Here is a 19,665-nt window from a genome sequence, read left to right as displayed (position 1 = left end):
CCAGTAGACGGTCACGATGGCTGAAGAACCAACACCAGATTGCTCACCAAGAACTCCCGCAACCCTGGCACCGAGGTCATCCACCAGGCCCATCGTGGGTGGTAGCGCGGAAATGCCGCGATCAGCGCACCGGTGCCGGCCGCCCACTGCAGGCCGTCGGCCGCCGACACCGCGAACAATGACGAGCCGTAGTCATTCTTGGGTCGATGACCGTGTTTGCGGGTGTAGCGCTCGGCTGCCCGGGCTCCGCCCAGATAGTGCGTCAGCCCCATCTCGTGGCCGCCGAACGGGCCGAGCCACACCGTGTAGGACAACACCGCCAACCCGCCCGGTTTCGTGACCCGCAGCATCTCGTTGCCGAGCCGCCATGGGTGCCGCACATGCTCGGCGACATTCGAGGACAGGCAGATGTCGACGCTGTCGTCGGCGAACGGCAGCGCCATCCCCGAGGCCCGGACAAAGGTGCCCGAGGCGGAATCGACCGCCGGGCTCAGGCCGGATGTCGCCGCCCTCGCGGCTCCGGCGTGCGCCTCTCGGGGGTCCGGCTCCACCCCGATGTAGTGCATCCCCGCGGCGTCGAAGGCCGAAGCGAAGTAGCCGGGCCCGCCGCCCACGTCGAGCACGGTGCGTCCGGCAGGGGATCGGCCGGTGGTCGACGTCCACAGATCAGTGACCATGTCGACGGTGTCGGCGGCCAGCGCGCCGTAGAAACGGGCCGGTTCGGTCTGCTCGAACCGGAACTGCGCCAGCAGGCGGACTGACCGGTTCAGGGTTGCCCGGCGGGCGAAGCGCGCCGAGATGTTGCTGGGCTGCACCCGCCCAACCTACTGACCGGTACCCTCAACACGATGTCTGCCCGTCCCGACCGTCGCCTACGGAGCGTCCTGCTGCTCTGCTGGCGCGATACGGGGCACCCCCAGGGTGGCGGCAGTGAGGCGTATCTGCAGCGGATCGGCGCGTGCCTGGCCGACGACGGCGTCGACGTCACGTTGCGTACCGCGCGGTACCCGGGTGCGGCCCGGCGCGAGGTGGTCGACGGCGTACAGATCAATCGGGCCGGCGGACCTTACAGCGTGTACATCTGGGCCGGGCTGGCCATGGTGGCCTCCCGCGTCGGCCTCGGGCCGTTACGCAGGGTCCGGCCGGATGTGGTCGTCGACACCCAGAACGGGCTGCCGTTCCTGGCCCGGCTGGCCTTCGGTCGTCGCGTGGCGGTGCTCGTGCACCACTGCCACCGGGAACTGTGGCCGGTGGCCGGCCCGGTACGCGGCCGGATCGGCTGGTTCGTCGAGTCCAAACTCTCGCCGCGACTGCACCGCCGCAACCAGTACGTCACCGTGTCCCTGCCCTCGGCCCGTGATCTCAACGAGCTCGGGGTAGATTCCAGCCGTATTGCGGTGGTACGCAATGGACTTGACGAGGCTCCCGTTCCCACACTGGAGCTGCCGCGGTCCACCAGCCCGCGTCTGGTGGTGCTGTCGCGGCTGGTGCCGCACAAGCAGATCGAAGACGCTCTGGAAGCCGTCGCGACGCTGCGCACCAAGATTCCCGGGCTGCACCTGGACATCCTGGGCGGCGGCTGGTGGCGGAAACGACTGGTCGAACACGCCGAACTGCTCGGCATCTCCGATTTGGTGACGTTCCACGGGCACGTCGATGAAGAGACCAAACACCGTGTGCTGCAGCAGAGTTGGGTACATGTGCTGCCCTCACGGAAAGAGGGCTGGGGACTTGCGGTCACCGAGGCCGCCCAGCACGGGGTACCGACCATCGGTTACCGCGCATCCGGCGGGCTGACCGACTCGATCGTCGACGGGGTCACCGGGCTACTCGCGGAGGACCGTGACGCACTGGTCGCCGGGCTGCATCAGCTGTTGAGTGACCCGGTGCTGCGGGTCCAGTTGGGTAGCAAGGCTCAGGCCCGCAGTGACGAATTCTCTTGGACGCTCAGCGCGGACGCGATGCGGGCGGTGCTCGAATCGGTGCACGAGGGAAGCTACGTCAGCGGGCTGGTGTAAAGCCGGTCGGCCGTCGTCTCATTGACTGAAACCTCCTGGCCTCCAGGGGTGGGGTCGGCCCTACCGTCGGCACATGACTACTCAGCCGATGATGCAGGCCATGGTCCTCGAAGAGTTCGGTGGACCCGAGGTCCTACACATGGCCGCCGTCGAGCGGCCGCAGGCGGCGCCCAACGGCGTGATCGTCCAGGTCGCCTATGCGGGAGTGAACCCGGCCGACTGGAAGAACCGGGAGGGGTGGCTCGCCCGGTTCTTCGACTACCAGTTCCCGTTCGTTCTCGGTTTCGACGCCGCCGGCCTGGTCGCAGAGGTCGGGGAGAACGTCACCGATCTCGCGGTCGGCGACCGGGTGGTCACGGCATCGAACATGGGCCGGGGCGAGCGCGGTACCTATGCGCAGTTCGTGGCCTCGGACCGGGAGCGGGTCGTGAAGCTACCCGACCATGTCTCCTTCAGTGACGCCGCGGCGCTGCCGACCGCCGGAATCACCTGCTGGGAGGCGTTGTTCGACGTGGGCGGGACCACTGCGGGCTCAACGGTCCTGATCAACGGTGGCGCGGGCGGCATGGGAAGCATCGCGATCCAGTTGGCCACGATGGCGGGGGCCAAGGTGGCGGCCACCTGCGGACCCGCCAACCTCGACTACGTCCGCTCGCTCGGTGCCGATCTCGCCATCGATTACCGCCAGGGCGGTGTCCTGGCGGCGGTGCGGGAATGGGCGCCAGACGGCGTCGACCTGGTTGTGGACACCGTGGGCCAGGGCAGCCTCCTTGATTCGATCGAGATGCTGAAACGCGGCGGGATCGTCACGCCGATCGCGACGCTGATCGCCGACGAGCCGATGCCCGATCCCGAGCGGGCCGCCGAGCTGGGTGTCACCGTCGTTCCCATCATGTCGAACTACGCCAACCAGGAGCGTCAGCTCAACGGTCTGGTGGATGCCATCGCCGCGGGCCGGATCCAGGCGCCGGAGATCGACATCATGCCGCTCGATCAGGCGGGGGAGGCGCATCGGCGGGTCGCCGGAGGGCATGTGCGCGGCAAGATCCTGCTCGCGGTGGATACTTCGCTCTAAGCAGCCGACTGCCGGTAGACGTTGCGCCGCAACACCATTCCTGCCGCGCCGGCAACGAGCAAGGTGAGCCACACCAGGTGCGCGGCGATCATCACGCCGCGATGTGACGCCGCAGGCGCCGAGCCGCCGACGTACTGCACCGCGACCCCACGATCGGACTCGCGCACCACCCAGCCCACCCCGGCCTCGGCGAGTTGTTGATCGGTTGCACCCGAGAGCGCCAGGTCCTGCACGGCCCGGGCGTGTACCCCTTCGCCGGGTACAGTCTGGCCGCCGATGGACAGATCCCCGGTCGTCAACACGTCCGCGCGCAACCACCGGGGCAGAGGGTCGAGCACCGGAGCGCCAGGCGCCCAGGAGAATTCACGCATGCTGTCCGGGGGGAGCACGGTCACCGGCCGGGGGTCAGAGTTGATCTGCGCCGCCGCGGCCGCCCAACTCGGGGGGTACTGCACCGCGCGCATCTGATTGCCGACGCCCCAGGCGAGATCTGGCAGTACCGCGATCAGCGCCGCGCAGCACACCGCGGCAGCGGCGGCGGCCGGTACCCGCAGGCCACGCAAGGTGACCGGCGCGGCGGCGGCGGCCACGACGTAGCCGGGCATGGCCAGGGCCACCCATTTCTGTCCGTCGCGCACCACGCCGAGGCCGGGTATCGCCCGGATCGTCGCGTCGACGAACGCCAACCCGGGGCCCGTGGCCATCGCGGCCGGGATCAGCACGGCTGCCGCGGCCAGGATCAGCAGCGGTACCACCGTGCGGTTGCGCGCCACCACCGGCAGGCCGAGCGCGACGATGCCGACCAGTACAAAGGTGGCAACCAAGGCGAAAAGTGTTGTGCGCGAGCCGGGTACGGCATCACCGTTCCAGATGCCACCCAGGCCGGCCAGGCTGCCCAAGGTGGCCAGGCCGGGCTCGGCGCGGGCCGCGAAGGCATGAACTCCGCCAGCCGATACCGGGGATGACACCGTGCCGCCGACAGCGGCAGCCACCAACCACGGCGTCGCGGCCAAAACCGAGGTTCCCGACGCGAGCGCGGCGACGCGCAGACGTCGCCAGCCGTCGCCGGGGACCGCAATACACACGAGAGCGACCGTGGCGGCCAGCATCAGTCCCGTCGGCGTCAACCCGGCCAGCGCGATCCAGAACACCAGACCCCACATCGCCCCGGAGTCGGACCCGCTCCGTAGCCGCAGCACACACACCGCCACCCAGGGCAGGCAGCCGTAACCGACCAGCAGACTCCAATGCCCCTGCAGCAACCGCTCGGCCACGTAGGGATTCCAGATGGCCAGCGTCGCCGCGATGAACTGGCCGGGCAGGCCGGGTCCCAACACCGTCGAGGCCAGACGTGCGGCGCCCCAACCGGCCAGCCACAGGCCCGCAACGAGCAGGACCTTGACCACGATCCCGCCGTCCAGCACGGTCGAGGTCAGGACGACAAAAAAGTCCTGCGGCAGAGCCCGGGGTGCGGCCTCGGTCAGGCCCAGGGCGGCATCGGTCAGGTAGGAGCGGGGTGTGGAGACGGCGTCCCGCAAAAGCAGGTAACCGGGCCCCAGCAGGGGCCCGGTTACCAATAACGACAGTGCCAGCGCGTAGGCCGGCAGCAGGGCAGAGCGCAGGCTCAGATCAGCGGTCCGGCGGTAGATCGGATGGTCGTTGAGCGGGCAGCTTCTCCGTCTTCGCCTCGGCGCCGGGCACTTGGAATCCCTGGGTATCGAAGAAACCGTGATCGGCGGTGTCGAGGCCGGGATCGATCAGTGTGGACTCGGCGCGGATCGCGAACGAACCCACCACGGCGCCGCCGACGAGTCCCAGCAGGCCCAGCGCGGTGAACGTGATCGGCAGGATGCGGGTCCACAGAGCGACCCGGTCACGCTCGTCCTGGGCCGCTGCGACCTGGGACTCCACGGTCTCCTCGTTGTAGGTGACCTTGTAGTCGACGTAGGTCACCTCGGGCTTGAGGGCGTCACGTGCGTAGTACTGGTAGCCGTGGTCCTGCGCCTTGACGATGGTGCCCGACACCGGGTCGACCCAGAAGGTGCGCTGCGCGGCGTAGAAGCGGTCCATCTTGATCCGCTCATCGGGTTCGCCGGGCACGCCCCACATCTCGGGGCTTGCGGTGACCGAACTGTCGGCGTCGTCCTCGTAGAGCGAGGAGTACTTGACCGGCTCGGCCAGCTTGCCGTTGGAGTCGTAGCCCACGTTCTGGATGAACCGGTAGGTGGTCAGCCCGTTGACGTCTTCTTCACCGTCGTAGTTCGCGTCGAACGCCTTCTGGGCGATCGCGTCGAAGAACGGGTACGTCTTCTTCTCGGTGTCGAACGGGAACCGGTAGGTCAGGCCCTCGTGCGGCAGCGCGACGTTGGTCGGCGGCTTCTCATCCTCGATGGCCCGGGGCTTCTGCAGGGCACCGCCCGGGTTGTTGTCGCTGGACACGGCCAGCGCGGTGCTGCGGTTCATCGTGACGGTGTCCACCAACGCCAACAGCAGGCCGCCGTCCTTCTGACGGTCCGTGCGCCGCAGTGTGCTGCCCACCTGGAGCGTCACCACCTCGGCGTTGGACGGTGATTCCACGCTGACCTGTTGCTGCAGTGCGACCGGCACGTTGCGGTCCACCGAGAACTTCTCGGCCACCAGGGAGGCCGGATCGAAAGCGGTCGCGGTTCCATCGCTGACCAGGCTGGCATCGAGATTGAGCGGGATCTTGGCGATCTTGCCCTTGGTATAGGTGGTCAACAACAGTGCGGCGATGAGCAGAGCTGCACCCAGCCCCATCAGTCCACATGCCGCGATACGCAGCGCCACTGCGCGGTTCAAACCGGGCCTCCTTCAGTGTGGGCCAACTCGTCGTGAGGCAAACCCGTTCGACCCTAACAGCACTATTTAAGTGCATCACTTACTCCCGTGACATCTCCCCGGCGCGTTAACCCGCAGTTTGGCGGGGTTGCCATCGAGCGGCACACTGGTCGCCGTGGCCACCGGAGCACCCGGCCCGGAAACCGGACCGGAATCTCAGGTCGGCGGGACACGTAGCTTCCTGCCGGCCGTCGAAGGCATGCGCGCCTGCGCCGCCATGGGTGTGGTGCTCACCCACGTCGCCTTCCAGACCGGGCACACCACCGGGGTGAGCGGCCGGTTCTTCGGCCGGTTCGACCTTGCGGTCGCCGTGTTCTTCGCGCTGTCGGGGTTCCTGCTGTGGCGGGGGCATGCTGCCGCCGCCCGCGGCCTGCGTCCCCGCCCGCGGACCGGTCACTACCTGCGATCCCGCATCGTGCGCATCATGCCCGGCTACGTAGTGGCCGTCGTGGTGATCATGCTGCTGCTTCCAGAGTCCAGGGGCGATCTGACGGTGTGGCTGGCCAACTTGACCCTCACCCAGATCTACGTACCGCTGACGCTCAGTCCCGGGCTCACCCAGATGTGGAGTCTGTCGGTGGAGGTCACCTTCTATCTGGCGCTGCCGGTGCTCGCGCTGCTGGCGCGGCGGTTACCGGTGCGGGCCCGCATCGGAGTGATCATGGCCGTGGCTGCATTGAGCCTGTTGTGGGTGCGCATCCCGTTCTCCGGCACCACCGGGCTCAACCCGTGGAACTGGCCGCCGGCGTTCTTCTCCTGGTTCGCCGCGGGGATGGTGCTGGCTGAACTCACCGTGAGTCCATTCGGCTGGGTGCACCGGCTGGCCCGGCGCCGGGTGCTGATGGCGGTCATCGCCGCGGTGGCGTTCGGGATCGCGGCCTCGCCGCTGGCCGGTCTGGAAGGACTGCGGCCGGGCTCGGTGGGACAGGTGACCCTGAAGACCGCGATGGGTGCGATCGTGGCGGGCGCGCTGCTGGCCCCGCTGGTCCTCGATCATCCCGGCACCGCGCATCCGATTCTGGGCAACCGGGTGATGGTCACGCTGGGCCGCTGGTCCTACGGCTTGTTCGTCTGGCACCTGGCTGCGCTGGCCATGGTGTTCCCGATGATCGGCGAGTTCCTGTTCAACGGGCAGATGCTGGTGGTGTTGGTGCTGACGCTGGTGTTCGGGTTCGCCCTGGCCGCGGTGAGCTACGCGCTGGTGGAATCACCGTGCCGGGAAGCGTTGCGGCGCTGGGAGTATCGGAATGAGAGCCCGGTGCCGCCGCTGGACAGCTCGATCACCGATGAGCCCGAGCCTGCTCCAGCCGCGCGATGACCTCGTCGCGCACTGCGGCGCGACGTGCCTTACCGGCGTCATCGCGCAGCGGGGTGTCGACGAATTCCACACTTTCCGGGACCTTGTAGCCCGACAGGTGCTCGCGCAGAAAAGCTTGCACCGCTTCACCGTCCAGCTCTGACCCGTCACACGTCTGCACCAGGGCGTGCGGCACTTGTCCGAGATCCTCGTGCGGTACGCCGACGACCAGACAGGACAGTACGTCGGGGTGGGCCGCCAGCGCGGCCTCGATCTCGGCCGGGTAGACGTTCTTGCCGCCCACGGTGAACATGTCCACCCGGCGGTCGTTGAGGTAGAAGAACCGCTGAGAGCCGTCGTCGACGTAATACCCCAGATCTCCGAGTGAGTCCCAGCCGTCACGGTTCTTGGCGGTGCTGCCGACGTAACGGTAGGTGGGTGCGCTGCCGGGACCGGGCCGCATGTAGATCTCACCGGTCACGCCGGGCGGGCACTCCTGGCCGTCGTCGTCGAGCACCTTCATCTCGCCGGCCACCACGACACCGACGGATCCGGGGTGGGCCAGCCACTGCTCGCCGGAGATGAAGGTCAGCGCCTGCAACTCGGTGCCGCCGTACAGTTCCCACAATGCCTCGGGTCCGAGTAGCTCGATCCAGGCCTGCTTGACCGCAGGCGGGCAGGGCGCCCCGACGTGCCAGAACCGGCGAATGCTGGACAGGTCATAGGCTTTCGGGTCGGCGCGGTACACCGGCAGCAGGCGCTGCATGATGGTGGGCACCGTGGTCAGGAACGTCACGCGGTGTTCGGCGACCAGCGCCAGGAACTCGGCCGGGTCGAAGCGCGGCATCAGCACCAGGTGGTGGCCGCCCAGCAGCGCGATGGCGAATGTGGTGAAACCGGTGTTGTGGCTCATCGGCACCGACATCAGCGTGACATCGCCGGGCTGGGCGCCCAGGGGGACGCCGATCAGGGCAGGCACCCGGCTGTCGCCGCCGGCTTCGATCAGTTTCGGGCGTCCCGTGCTGCCGCCCGAGGCCATCGACTTCCACGTCGGTGCGACCGCCTCGGGCAGCGGTGCATCGGACAGGTCGGGATCTGGCGTGAAACCGGCGGGCAGCCAAGGTGTTTCACCGGCGTCGCGACCGACTACCAGGGCCCGGGGGCGCAGTGCGAGGATCCCGGCGAACTCGGCGTCCGGCAACCGCGGCGACAGGGGTTGCGGCACCGCGCCGAGTTTCCAGGTGGCCAGCACGGCCTGCACCCACTCGATCGAGTTGGGCAGGCTGATCGTGACGTAATCGCCCTGTCGCACACCACGTTCGGCGTAGGCGCGGGCAAGTCGGTTGCTGGATCGGTCCAGTTCGTCCCGGGTGAGCGTGATGCCCTGACAGGTCACCGCCGGCCGGTCGGGGTCGGCAGCGGCCAGTTGGCTGACCTGGGTGGGGATCGGCGGGATCGCGTCGGTCATCTCAGTACCCGCCCCGACGGTCGAAGATCCGGCGTGGATTGTCCACCAGCATCGTCGTGATCTGTTCCTCGGTGACGCCGCGCTCGCGCAGCGCGGGCAGCACGTCATTGTGGATGTGCAGGTAGCCGGTGCCGGGCAGGATCGCCGTCACCTTGTCGGGTAGTGCGTCGAAGTGGCACCAGGCATCGTGCGAGAGCACCATCCTCTCGGCGTGACCGCGTTCGCACAGGGTCGCCACGGTGGCGACGCGGTCCTCGAACGGCAGGAACATGTCTGCACCGAAACGGTCCATGCCGATGTAGGAGCCGTTGGCGATCAACTCTTCGAGATAGCCGATGTCGGTGGTGTCACCGCAGTGGCCGATCACCACGCGGGACAGGTCGACGCCCTCCTCGGCGAAGATGCGCTGCTGTTCCAGGCCGCGCCGGGTGGCGGCGTGGGTATGGGTGGAGATCGGTACCCCGGTGTGCCGGTGTGCCTGCGACACCGCCCGCAGGACCCGTTCGACGCCGGGGGTGACGCCGGGTTCGTCGGTGGCGCACTTGAGGATCGCGGCCTTGATACCGGTTCCGGTCACGCCCTCCTCGATGTCGCGGACGAACAGTTCGGTCATCGGCTCGGGCCCGGCCATCGCGGTGCCGGGACCGTTGAACCAGAACGTCATCGGAATGTCGTTGTAGGTGTACAGACCGGTGGCGACGACGATGTTGATCTCGGTTGCCGCGGCGATGCGGGCGATGCGTGGAATGTAGCGGCCGAGTCCCACCACAGTGAGGTCGACGATGGTGTCCACCCCGTTGGCCTTGAGGTTGTTCAGCCGGGCGATGGCGTCGGTTTCGCGGTCCGTCTCGCTGCCCCAACTGTCCGGATAGTTCTGCGTGACCTCGCTGGTCATGATGAAGACGTGCTCGTGCATGAGCGTGACGCCGAGGTCGGAGGTGTCGATGGATCCGTGGGCGGTGTTGACTGTCGGCACGCTGCCGATGCTAGGTGGGTCAGCCCGCTGCGTGTGGGGATTCGGTCCAGTCCCGCGCGGCGGTGCCGGTACCGTCGAGCCCCCAGCTGATGATCCGGCGTGGCACGACCCGGATGATGTCGCCGGACAGGCCGCCATCGGTGGTGCCCGCATCGGGTAGTGCCGTTGCAGTGCCACGGATTTCGATGCCGCGGGCATCGGGTGGGCGCACCGAGTGGACCGTGTCGACGATGAAGGCGACCTGCGGGTTGCCGAGTACGTTGCGCCACTTCTGCGTCGACGCGAGGGCGTGTCCGACGATGTCGATGGTGGCGTCGTCGGGGCCGAGGTGAACCCCGACCGGGCGGATCTGCGGATCGCCGTTACGGCCGACGGTGCTCAGGCGTCCGATGGGTTGCTCGCGCAGGTAGGACAGTTCGGCGGCGGTGAAGGTCATGATGAAAGGCTTTCGTCGTCGGGTTGCAGCTCGTCGTGCTGCAAGGTGTCGTGTAGCCGGGTGAATACCCGCTCGATGCAGTCGAGTTCGTCGGGCCGGATGTGGTCGAAGAACAGTTCGCGTACCGACTCGGCGTGCAGTGGCATGGCGTCGCGTAGTACTTCGGCGCCGGAGGCGGTCAGCACGGCGCGGTAGCCGCGGCGGTCCTCGGGAACCGGTTCACGCAGCACCAGACCGCGTTTGGTCATCGAGTTGATCTGGTAGGTGATCCTGCTGCGCGAGAACACCATCTTCTCGGCAAGTTCGCTCATTCGCAGGCGGTGGTCGGGGGCGGTGGTCAGCAGCATCAACAGGTGATAGTCCATCAGGCTCAGGCCCGTGGCCTCCCGGAGGCGCTCGTCCAGCAGCGTCTCCAAGCGCAGGCTGGACTCGATGTAGGGCCGCCAGGTCCGGACCTCGGCAGTGGAGAGCATTCGCGTCATGTTCCTCCAATCGATCAACTAGTTCAGATCTCAACAGTGTGAAGCATCGCCTTGTCAATACGTCGTTCCCGACCTACAGTCAATATAGTACAAATTTGAACTAAATGAAGGGATGGATGACATGACACACGTCATCGACTGGGACGACGCCTACCGGCAGCAGCAGACACCGGCTTGGAGCATCGGTGCACCGCAACCGGAATACGCAGCGATCATCGACACCGACGGTGCGGTCCGAGGCGAGGTCCTCGACGCCGGGTGCGGTCACGCCGAACTCGCACTGGCGCTCGCCGCACGCGGCCACTCGGTCGTCGGGCTGGACCTGAGCCCCACCGCCGTCGCGGCGGCTACCGAGACCGCCCGAGAGCGGGGGCTGGACGACGTGACATTCGCGCAGGCTGACATCTCGTCGTTCACCGGATACGACGGCCGGTTCTCGACGGTCTTCGACAGCGGCCTGCTGCATGCACTGCCCGCCGAACTCCGCGACGGCTACCTGCAGTCCGTCTACCGTGCCGCCGCCCCCGGTGCGCGGCTCTACATCCTGGCTTTCGGTGCCGGCGCATTCGGCGACCAGGAAGGTCCCGGCCCGACCCAGTTCACCGAAGATCAACTGCGCGAGGTGGTCTCACGTCACTGGCAGATCGACGAGATCCGGCCGGCTCAGCTGTACGCGGCCCTGCCGGAGGGTCGCACGCAGATGCCCGCCTTCCTGGTGACCGCCACCAAGGCCTAGCTCAAGGCCTACCCGCTCACCCCGCGTTGGCCTCGACCACGGCCAGCACCTCGGGGGTGACCGGGTCGAGGATGTCGTCGAAGTCGTGGTGTGTTTGCACGTACTTCGCGACATACGGGCAGACCGCGACGATGCGCTTGCCGGCGGCGCGGGCATCGGTCAGCGCCGCGGAGACCAGGTCGCCCGCCAGGCCGCGGCCGCCGAATTTATCGTCGATCTCGGTGTGGTAAAAAATGCGCTGGTCGCCGGAGTCGACATAGGCCTCGAGGCCGGCATGTTCGCCGTCGACGGTGATCTCGTAATGGCGTGCTTCGGGAATGTTGCGGACTTCAGCCATGTCCCAACTATGCCCCAGTAGCACTGGCACGATCATGCAGATGGCCGTCACCGCAACGTCGACGTGGGCGCCGCTGGCATCGCCGATCTACCGGGCGCTGTGGATCGCACAGTTCGTCTCCAACCTCGGGACGTGGATGCAGACGGTGGGCGCCCAGTGGATGCTGGTCGGGGATCCGCGCGCCCCGGTGCTGGTGCCGTTGGTGCAGACCGCCACCACGCTGCCGGTGATGCTGCTGGCGCTGCCGTCGGGCGTGCTCGCTGACCTGGTCGACCGCCGTAGGCTGCTGCTGGCCACCCAGGGTGCGATGGCCGCCGGGGTGGCGGCGCTGGCGACGCTGACCGGGGCCGGGCTGGCCACACCGACGGTCTTGCTGACCCTGCTGTTCCTGATCGGCTGCGGGCAGGCGCTGACCGCTCCGGCCTGGCAGGCGATCCAGCCGGATCTTGTTCCACGCGAACAGATTCCCGCCGCCGCCGCGCTCGGCAGCATGAGCCTGAACGGGGCCCGCGCGATCGGTCCGGCGATCGCCGGCGCGCTGGTATCGCTGTCCGGCCCGACGCTGGTGTTCGCGCTCAACGCGGTGTCGTTCGCCGGCATCGTGGTAGTCCTGCTGCTCTGGCGCAGCCCCGTCGCCGAGCAGCTGCTGCCGGCCGAGCGACCGCTGGCCGCGCTCAGCGCCGGTGGCCGGTTCATCCGGAGTTCGCCGATCATCCGGCGGATTCTGCTGCGGGCGATGTTGTTCATCGCGCCGGGCAGCGCGTTGTGGGGCCTGCTGGCCGTGATCGCCGAGCGTCAGCTCGGGTTGTCGTCGTCGGGATACGGGCTGCTGCTGGGAGCCCTTGGGGTCGGGGCAGTGCTCGGTGCGCTCGTCCTGGGCCGGCTGCAGTCCGCCTTCGGCCTGAACGCCTTGCTGATTGTCGCTGGGCTTGGATTCGGCGGGGCCACTGCAGTTCTCGCGCTGGTGCACAACTTCGGCATCGTCCTGGCCGCGCTCGTCATCGGCGGCGCATCCTGGCTGCTGGCGCTCTCCACCCTCAACGCCTCGATGCAGTTGAGCCTGCCCGCCTGGGTGCGCGCCCGCGGGCTGTCGGTGTACCAGCTGACCTTCATGGGCGGCCAGGCCATCGGCTCGCTGGTCTGGGGCCTGGTGGCCGGCACGACCAGCACCGTGACGGCGCTGCTGATCAGTGCCGGCCTGCTGGGGTTCTGCGCGATATCGGCCTGGTGGTGGCCGTTGCACACGCGTACCGGCGATCTCGACCTCACGCCCTCCGCGCATTGGCCCGAACCGGCGCTGGTGTTCGAGCCGGCACCGCCCGATGGTCCCGTCCTGGTACTGACCTCCTACCGGGTGGAACCCGAACACGAGGCCGAGTTCTTCGCTGCCATGGGCGTGCTCGGCAGGTCCCGGCAGCGCACCGGGGCCACGCAATGGCAATTGTTCCGCAGCGCCGAGCGCGACGCGGTTTTCGTCGAGGCGTTCGTGGTGCGGTCCTGGGATGAGCATGTGCGACAGCACCGCACCCGTCTCACCGGCAATGACCTGCTCATCGAGCAGTCGGTGGAACGGTGGGTCGAGGGTGAGCCGATTTCGCATCATCTGATCGCCGTGCGAACTCCTTGACTGTGAGCGCCATCACAGTAATATGACCAGTGGTCATTCAACCTGGAGGCGCAGATGCCAACGGTCACCTGGGCACGTGTCGATCCCGCTCGTCGGGCCGCGGTCATCGCGGCTGCCGAGGCGGAGTTCGGGGCGCACGGATACTCCCGCGGCAGCCTCAACGTCATCGCCCGCAAGGCCGGCGTCGCGAAAGGCAGCCTGTTCCAATACTTTGCGGACAAGCGCGACATGTACGCATTCATCGCCGATATTGGCAGCCAGCGCGTGCGGGCGTACATGGAGGAACGCATCCGCGCCCTCGATTCGAGCCGCCCGTTCTTCGAGTTCCTCACCGACCTGCTCGACGATTGGGTGGCCTACTTCGCCGACCACCCCCAGGACCGCTCGTTGCACGCCGCGGCGAGCTTCGAGGTGGACACCGATGCCCGCGTCAGCGTGCGCACGGTGATCCACCGTCACTATCTCGAGGTGCTCCGCCCTCTCGTCCGGGACGCGCAGAACCGGGGTGACCTGCGGGCGGACGCCGATACGGAAGCGCTGTTGTCGCTGTTGTTGATGATCATTCCGCACCTGGCGCTGGCGCCGTATGTGCGCGGGATGGATCCGGTTCTCGGCCTCGATGAGCCAACCCCGGAACAGCCGGCACTGGCCGTACGCCGCCTCGTCGGGGTGTTGTCGGCCGCATTCTCAGCATCCGATCAACCAGCCCGGCAGACCTGAGGAGGTCAATTCCCATGTCACACACACAGTTCGGTTCGCTTGCCAAAGGCGGTCTCAATTGGGACAGCGTGCCGTTGCGCTTGTTCGCCGGAGGGAACGCGAAGTTCTGGGATCCGGCCGACATCGATTTCTCCCGTGACCGGGCGGACTGGGAGGCGCTGACAGATCGGGAACGTGAATACGCCACCCGTTTGTGCGCCGAGTTCATCGCCGGTGAGGAGGCCGTCACCAAGGACATCCAGCCGTTCATGACCGCGATGCGGGCCGAGGGCCGCCTGGGCGACGAGATGTACCTGACCCAGTTCGCCTTCGAGGAGGCCAAACACACCCAGGTGTTCCGCATGTGGCTGGACGCCGTCGGTATCGCCGACGATCTGCACAACTACTTCGACGAGCTTCCGGCGTACCGGCAGATGTTCTACGAGGAGCTGCCGCGGTCGCTGGATGCGCTGTACACCGACCCGTCGCCGGCCGCTCAGGTGCGGGCGTCGGTGACCTACAACCACATCGTCGAAGGAATGCTGGCCCTCACGGGATACTATGCGTGGCACAAGATTTGCGTCGATCGCGGGATCCTGCCCGGGATGCAGGAGCTGATCGGGCGGATCGGGGACGACGAACGTCGGCACATGGCGTGGGGCACGTTCACCTGTCGCCGTCACGTCGCCGCCGATGACGCCAACTGGGCAGTGTTCGAGGAGCGGATGAACGAGCTCATCCCGTTGGCGCTGAGGCTCACCGAGGAGGGCTTCGCCCTCTATGCGCCGGACATCCCGTTCGGCTTGGTGCAGGACGAGTTCATGCAGTACTCCGCAGACAAGGGAATGCGCCGGTTCGGCACCATCAGCAGTGCCCGGGGCCGACCGCTCGAGGAGATCGACCTGGACTACTCCCCGCTGACGCTGGAGGACACGTTCGCCGACGAGGATGCCCGGGCGTTGGCGACCACCGCCTGACCGGCACCCGCCACCTACATCCGCCGACGCTACGGTTTATGACAGATTTCGCTGGGAATTCGTCATAAACCGTAGTGTCGGCGCGTTATCGGGGGGCTGGGGTCGCCCCGCCCCATGGCGTTGACCCCCAGTGCGGTGTCGGCGAACCCCTCTGCCGCCGACACCGCAGCCGTGCGCACTGCATTGTGCACAGCCGCGCGAACACAGCTAAGCCAGATGGCCGGGCTGCGAACTGACTGCGTAGTTAATGCACTCAGTCCTGCACGATCCTGGTCCGCAACCTGTGGTCCCCCATGTAGCAAAGGGCGTTCCGGGGCGTGCGCCACGCGTGCCGGTACCGTAAGTACCGCATATGTGCGTTGTCAACAGCTACGGCAAATATTCTGGCGCCGGTCCAGCTCAGTCCTGGTCGGCGGGCCCGGGCGTCGGCGGGGTGGCGGTCGCCTCGGGTGTTGGTCGAGGGGTTCGCTCAAATGTGATCGTGGATGCCGCGACGAAGGTGATCGACAGCAACGCCAGCAGCTGCACCCACGGCGAGTGTCCGACATAACCGTCGACCGAGCGCCAGGGGTACTGACTCAGCGTCGCGCCGGCCAGCGTGAGCCCGCCCGCGGCCGCGGCGACGGTCAGTCCCTGCAGCCAACCGTCGCGATCACGCAGTAGGTAGCGCACTCCCAGCGTGGCACCGGCCACCAGCAGTCCAGGCAGGCCGGAGATGGCCGTCCCCACCGCGAGTACCGCGGCCGCGATCAGGTTCGGAGATGGCTGCCATGGTCGCACGGGATCGAGATCCGGGCTGCGGCGCCGGGCCGGCCACAGTGCCAGCAGGGCCAGTATCGGGAGCAACGTGAGACCGCCGATCAGCCCGACGCGGTACGGACGGTTCGACGGGAAGGACAGCGTCACCGGCCCGTCCTTGCCGGCCGGGATCACCCAGCCCTGCTGCCAACCATTGATCTTCACCGGCGTCAGGGCGACGCCATCGGCGGTGCGCGCGATCCACCCCGGATTCACGCTTTCGGGTACCACCAGGGTCCGGGCTTTGTCTGATGCCGGCACCTGCACCTGCCGGTGGTCTGGTGACCACACCGGGGTGGCGACGGGTGTTGTTGTGGCCGTGCGTAGTTGGGCGGCCGCCCGCGTGTTGAGCTCGACGCCGTCGACCACGAACGCTGCACCGGGGCTCACCAGGAGTTCCTGTTGCCCGGCGGGCAGGGCGATCGGACCGGTCCCGCATGGCAGGGCCGGAATCGGGTCACCATCGAGCAGCGCCCCCACGGTGGTGCGCACCGAGGTCTGGATGAACTGGCCGGCCACGCCGATGATGGGACCCTGCCCGCACGGAAGCGACACCGTCCGTTTGCGATTGGCTGCGGAATCGGCGGCGGCGATGGGTTTGCCGTGGATGTCGAGGACGGTCAGTTCGGCCAGCCCGGGCGGCTTGAGCTGGTCGAAGCCCAGGGAGGTGCGGTCGATGATGTCGTTCCACCCCAGCAGTGACACGGTGATGGTGTCGGTCACCCGCGGTTTGAGCTGTGCGGTCTGTGGCTCACCGTTGCCGGGGAGCTTGTGAGTCTGTGGACCGTCGCCCAGGTCGATCGCGACCAGTGTCGGGTGAGCGGGCGGTTGGCCGGCGCCGGGATCGATGCGCAGCGCGCCGACTTCGGTCGGCGCAGGCAGTTTCAGCGTCAGCGTAGGTGGTGCCTTGAACTGAACAACGCGTTGCGGTGCGGTCCATGATGTGCGCGGGTCACCGTCGGTGGCGGCATAGGACGAACCGAGCACGTCGATCGGGTCGGCGTCACCGGAGGCGCGGGTGGTCCCGGGTTGGGCGACGAGATCGGCGAGTTTGGGTCCCTGACGGGACCGGATCCACACCGTCGGCTCGACGTCGGTGGGCGTCGGCACCGTGAGCGTGCGGCTCAGGTTGACCTGCTCCTCGGAGGCCAGCGCCAGCGCCGCCGCGCACCGGACTCCGGTCGGACTGTCGGCGCACCCGGGCCTGCCCAGTAGTTCGGTTCCCAGGTCCCATTGTGCGACAACCGAATCCGCTGGAGGCGCGGGGACTTCAACGGTGTGCCGCAGGTTGATGGGATGGGCGAATCCCGATGCGTCGTACTGCGTCACGGACAGATCGGTGATGCCGAACTGCACACCGGCAGAACCGTCGTTGGTGGCGACCGCGGTGACTCGCACCCACGGTGTCTCGCCGACCGGCAGCGGGATGGTCAACTGCTGGCCGGCGGTGTCGAAGCGCAGGCTGCTCGTGCCGGTCGCGGTGGCCACCTCGATGCGGCGCACCTGGGCGCCGACGGCCGTCGCACTGGGGGTGATGGTCAGCGTCGCGTTGGTGACCGGGTGATCGAAATCGACCTGCAACCACTGGCCGACAGCGGCCTGCAGGGCGTTGGACACCCACGACGTCGAACCGTCGCCGTCGATGGCCGCGACGGGCCCGGTAGCCGGTGCGACGTTGGGCAGCGCGGTGGAGTCCGCCGCCGAACTCGACACCGATACGCGTCCGCCGTTCCACTTGCCGTAGACCGGCGCCGCCCCGTCGGACGGGTAGTCCGGGACGCGGTTGTGGGTGTGGCGGGCGTCGTCGGGGGTGCGAATCGCCGAGGCGTGGTCGTCGACGCGGCCGTAGTCGATCTCGCGCGCGGTCGGGGTGTCGGTGACGATCACCCCGGCGGATCCGTCCGGTTGTACCGGCAGGCCGGCCCGCTCGGCGTCGGCGGTCAGCAGCATCGGCCCCAGCGGGGTTCGGCCGGCCAGGCGGCGGCGCTCGTCGAGGCGCAGCAGCGCCTCGGGTGCGCCGGCCACCCGGGTCATCGCGTCGGTGTCGACCAGATACGGTGCGGCCGGATTGGTTCCGCCGGTGTCCACCCGGTAGATCTCGACGGCGGGATAACGCGGGCGCAGGCCGCTGTCGGCGACGAAGCCCTCCAACGTCCCCGGCCCCGCCGACTCGCCGAACTCGGCCATCTTGGACAGCCCGGGAGATCCCTCTATCGAACGGTGCACCAGTACCGGCCGGGCCGATCGGGACACGTCGGGGTCCAGATCGTTGCGCAGCACGACATACGAAATGCCTTGCCGGGCAAGGGTGTCGGCGAGCCCTGCGGAAGGGCGGCCGGCGGCGAACAACCGCTGCACCGAATCCAGCGCGCGGATCGTCTCCGGCGGAGTCAGCGGGATCGAATCACGCACGCCCCACGGACTCGACCCGAGCACCTGCAACGGTTCGTCGTGGCTGTTGCCCCAGGTCTGGGTGGCGAACGGGGCACCCGGTGCGACCAGGACCCGGCCCCGGTCGGTGTTGTGTTCGTCGAGCCAGTCCGCGGCGTCGTGCCAGTACTGCGGGATCGCCGTGAAGGTTCCGGCGGGGGTGATCCGGCCGGTCCAGGCGAGCGACGTTCCGGCTGCCAGCGCGGCGAGCACCACGATCGCCACCGCGACGCGCTTGTCGCGTTCGGGCCGGGCGAAGGCCCGCACCCACACCCGCAGAGGGGCGCTGCCCGGCAGCGGGATCCGGCCCAACAGATGCGCCAGACCCAGCGCCAGCGGGAGTCGCAGCACCGGGTCGAGCTTGGCCAGGTTGCGCAGCGGCGTGCCCGTTCCGTCCAGGAAGTCCTGAACAGCGGCCCCAACCGGGGAACCGAGCCCCCCGGAATAGCCCAGGCCCAGCAGCACCACGCCGATCAACAGCATCGTGATCAGGCGGCCCCGCGCAGGCATCGAGCGCAGCGCCAGCCCGGCCAGCCCGGCCGCCGCCACCAGAGTGGTGGCCAGCACCGCGACCGTGCTCGTCACCAGTGACGCCGCTGCGGTGGCGGTCGATGCCACGAACGGGGTCCAGGTATGGGTGCCGCGCAGCATCTCGGTCAGCGACATCCACTGTGTGGTGACACCCGAGGATTCGATGAAGTCGAGGAATGGCGGGCTGATCCGGCCCAGCATCACCAGCGAGATGACCCACCAGGCGACGGCCAGTGCCGTGCAGCCGAACCACCACGCGGTGAATCGCCACCACAGCCGGTTCGGCCGGTGACACGCCCACCAGATGATCGCGGCCAGGCAGCCGGTCAGGGTCGCGACGGCGTTGACCGCACCCATCAGCGCCACGGCGCCTGCGGACCGGGCAGCCATCAGCCGCAGATTCCGATCCCCGCGAAACGCCAGGATGATCGGTAGCAGCACCCACGGTGCCAGCATCATCGGCAGCGTCTCCGACGAGATCGCACCGAGAGTGGTCAGCACACGCGGTGACAGCGTGAAGGCGAGTGCGCCCAGGACACGCGAACTGGGACTGCCGATGCCCAGGACTTCGGCCAGGCGCAGCATTCCCCAGAAGCCCACCGTCAGCAGCAGTGCCCACCACAGTCGTTGGGTAACCCAGCCGGGAATCCCCAGCAGATCGCCGGCGAGGAAGAAAGCCCCGTGGGGAAAGAGGTAGCCGTAGGCCTGGTTCTGCGCCTGCCCGAACGGCAGGTCGCTGTTCCACAGATTGAAGGCGCGAGCCAGGAACCTCAGAGGATTGGCGGTGAGGTCGAGCTTGGTGTCGGGCGATACCTCTCCGGGCGCCTGGGCGAAAGTCAGGAGCAGTGTCGCCGCGGCGACCACCCATAACCAGCGCCGCGACAGTGGCAGGTCAGCCGCCCGCCGCGTTAGCGGCACA

At 68.0% G+C, this 19,665-nt stretch carries 16 protein-coding genes; 7 read left to right on the top strand and 9 right to left on the bottom strand.

Going from position 1 to position 19,665, the window contains the following annotated elements; genetic code table 11:
* Positions 1–11 precede the first annotated feature (11 nt).
* Positions 12–800, bottom strand: coding sequence for a class I SAM-dependent methyltransferase (locus AB0I14_RS04420; RefSeq protein WP_358016807.1), 789 nt, complete (start codon positions 798–800; stop codon positions 12–14).
* A gap of 48 nt (positions 801–848) precedes the next feature.
* On the opposite strand from AB0I14_RS04420, the gene AB0I14_RS04415 reads away from it, so the two are divergent.
* Both AB0I14_RS04415 and AB0I14_RS04410 read left to right on the top strand, forming a co-directional pair.
* Positions 849–2,018, top strand: a complete 1,170-nt coding sequence (locus tag AB0I14_RS04415) for a glycosyltransferase family 4 protein (RefSeq protein WP_358016307.1) — start codon at positions 849–851, stop codon at positions 2,016–2,018.
* Positions 2,019–2,091: 73 nt separating this feature from the next.
* Positions 2,092–3,093 (top strand): NADP-dependent oxidoreductase, encoded by a 1,002-nt coding sequence (locus AB0I14_RS04410; protein ID WP_358016304.1) that lies wholly within the window; start codon positions 2,092–2,094, stop codon positions 3,091–3,093.
* Here AB0I14_RS04410 and AB0I14_RS04405 read toward each other — a convergent pair.
* Together AB0I14_RS04405 and AB0I14_RS04400 are read right to left on the bottom strand one after the other, a co-directional pair.
* Complete coding sequence (locus tag AB0I14_RS04405; RefSeq protein ID WP_358016804.1) at positions 3,090–4,703, bottom strand: hypothetical protein; 1,614 nt, start codon at positions 4,701–4,703, stop codon at positions 3,090–3,092. The genes AB0I14_RS04410 and AB0I14_RS04405 overlap by 4 nt on opposite strands.
* A 19-nt stretch (positions 4,704–4,722) precedes the next feature.
* Positions 4,723–5,913, bottom strand: coding sequence for a DUF3068 domain-containing protein (locus AB0I14_RS04400; protein WP_358016301.1), 1,191 nt, complete (start codon positions 5,911–5,913; stop codon positions 4,723–4,725).
* Positions 5,914–6,151: 238 nt separating this feature from the next.
* Here AB0I14_RS04400 and AB0I14_RS04395 point away from each other — a divergent pair, with 238 nt between their 5' ends.
* On the top strand, positions 6,152–7,270 hold the full coding sequence (locus AB0I14_RS04395; protein ID WP_358016802.1) for an acyltransferase: 1,119 nt from the start codon (positions 6,152–6,154) through the stop codon (positions 7,268–7,270).
* Here the strand turns inward: AB0I14_RS04395 and AB0I14_RS04390 are convergent.
* From AB0I14_RS04390 to AB0I14_RS04375, 4 genes are read right to left on the bottom strand one after another with little or no spacing between them, the layout of a single operon-like run.
* Positions 7,233–8,717, bottom strand: a complete 1,485-nt coding sequence (locus AB0I14_RS04390) for an AMP-binding protein (protein WP_358016298.1) — start codon at positions 8,715–8,717, stop codon at positions 7,233–7,235. The two genes, AB0I14_RS04395 and AB0I14_RS04390, sit on opposite strands and share 38 nt — an antisense overlap.
* A gap of 1 nt (position 8,718) precedes the next feature.
* Positions 8,719–9,693 carry a phosphotriesterase-related protein gene (locus AB0I14_RS04385; protein WP_358016296.1) on the bottom strand — a complete coding sequence of 325 codons (975 nt, stop codon included), beginning with the start codon at positions 9,691–9,693 and terminating at the stop codon, positions 8,719–8,721.
* A 19-nt stretch (positions 9,694–9,712) separates the two neighbouring features.
* A complete protein-coding gene (locus AB0I14_RS04380) occupies positions 9,713–10,129 on the bottom strand; it encodes a PPOX class F420-dependent oxidoreductase (RefSeq protein ID WP_358016293.1) in 417 nt (138 codons plus the stop codon).
* Positions 10,126–10,611, bottom strand: coding sequence for a MarR family transcriptional regulator (locus AB0I14_RS04375; protein WP_358016290.1), 486 nt, complete (start codon positions 10,609–10,611; stop codon positions 10,126–10,128). Before AB0I14_RS04375 ends, AB0I14_RS04380 begins: the two co-directional genes overlap by 4 nt.
* Before the next feature lie 121 nt (positions 10,612–10,732).
* On the opposite strand from AB0I14_RS04375, the gene AB0I14_RS04370 reads away from it, so the two are divergent.
* Positions 10,733–11,347 carry a class I SAM-dependent methyltransferase gene (locus AB0I14_RS04370; RefSeq protein WP_358016287.1) on the top strand — a complete coding sequence of 205 codons (615 nt, stop codon included), beginning with the start codon at positions 10,733–10,735 and terminating at the stop codon, positions 11,345–11,347.
* A gap of 16 nt (positions 11,348–11,363) precedes the next feature.
* On the opposite strand, the gene AB0I14_RS04365 is transcribed toward AB0I14_RS04370, so the two are convergent.
* Complete coding sequence (locus AB0I14_RS04365) at positions 11,364–11,684, bottom strand: GNAT family N-acetyltransferase (RefSeq protein WP_358016285.1); 321 nt, start codon at positions 11,682–11,684, stop codon at positions 11,364–11,366.
* A 34-nt stretch (positions 11,685–11,718) separates the two neighbouring features.
* Between AB0I14_RS04365 and AB0I14_RS04360 the strand changes: the two genes are divergently transcribed.
* Genes AB0I14_RS04360 through AB0I14_RS04350 form a run of 3 tightly spaced genes read left to right on the top strand, consistent with a single transcriptional unit; the run spans position 11,719 to position 14,987 of the window.
* Positions 11,719–13,311: an MFS transporter gene (locus AB0I14_RS04360; RefSeq protein ID WP_358016282.1), complete on the top strand. Its 1,593-nt coding sequence runs from the start codon at positions 11,719–11,721 to the stop codon at positions 13,309–13,311.
* Between the two features lie 54 nt (positions 13,312–13,365).
* Positions 13,366–14,031, top strand: a complete 666-nt coding sequence (locus tag AB0I14_RS04355; protein WP_358016279.1) for a TetR/AcrR family transcriptional regulator — start codon at positions 13,366–13,368, stop codon at positions 14,029–14,031.
* 14 nt (positions 14,032–14,045) lie between these two features.
* Entirely contained in the window at positions 14,046–14,987 is a 942-nt protein-coding gene (locus tag AB0I14_RS04350; protein WP_358016276.1) for a R2-like ligand-binding oxidase, read from the top strand.
* A gap of 399 nt (positions 14,988–15,386) precedes the next feature.
* On the opposite strand, the gene AB0I14_RS04345 is transcribed toward AB0I14_RS04350, so the two are convergent.
* Positions 15,387–19,664 carry an alpha-(1->3)-arabinofuranosyltransferase gene (locus AB0I14_RS04345; protein WP_358016799.1) on the bottom strand — a complete coding sequence of 1,426 codons (4,278 nt, stop codon included), beginning with the start codon at positions 19,662–19,664 and terminating at the stop codon, positions 15,387–15,389.
* Between the last annotated feature and the right edge of the window lies 1 nt (position 19,665).

The sequence above is a fragment of the Mycobacterium sp. NPDC050441 genome (genome assembly GCF_040655355.1).
Taxonomy (GTDB): Bacteria; Actinomycetota; Actinomycetes; order Mycobacteriales; family Mycobacteriaceae; genus Mycobacterium.
The sequence above is the reverse complement of the archived record's forward strand: the minus strand, read 5'-3'. Positions and strand labels throughout refer to the sequence as shown.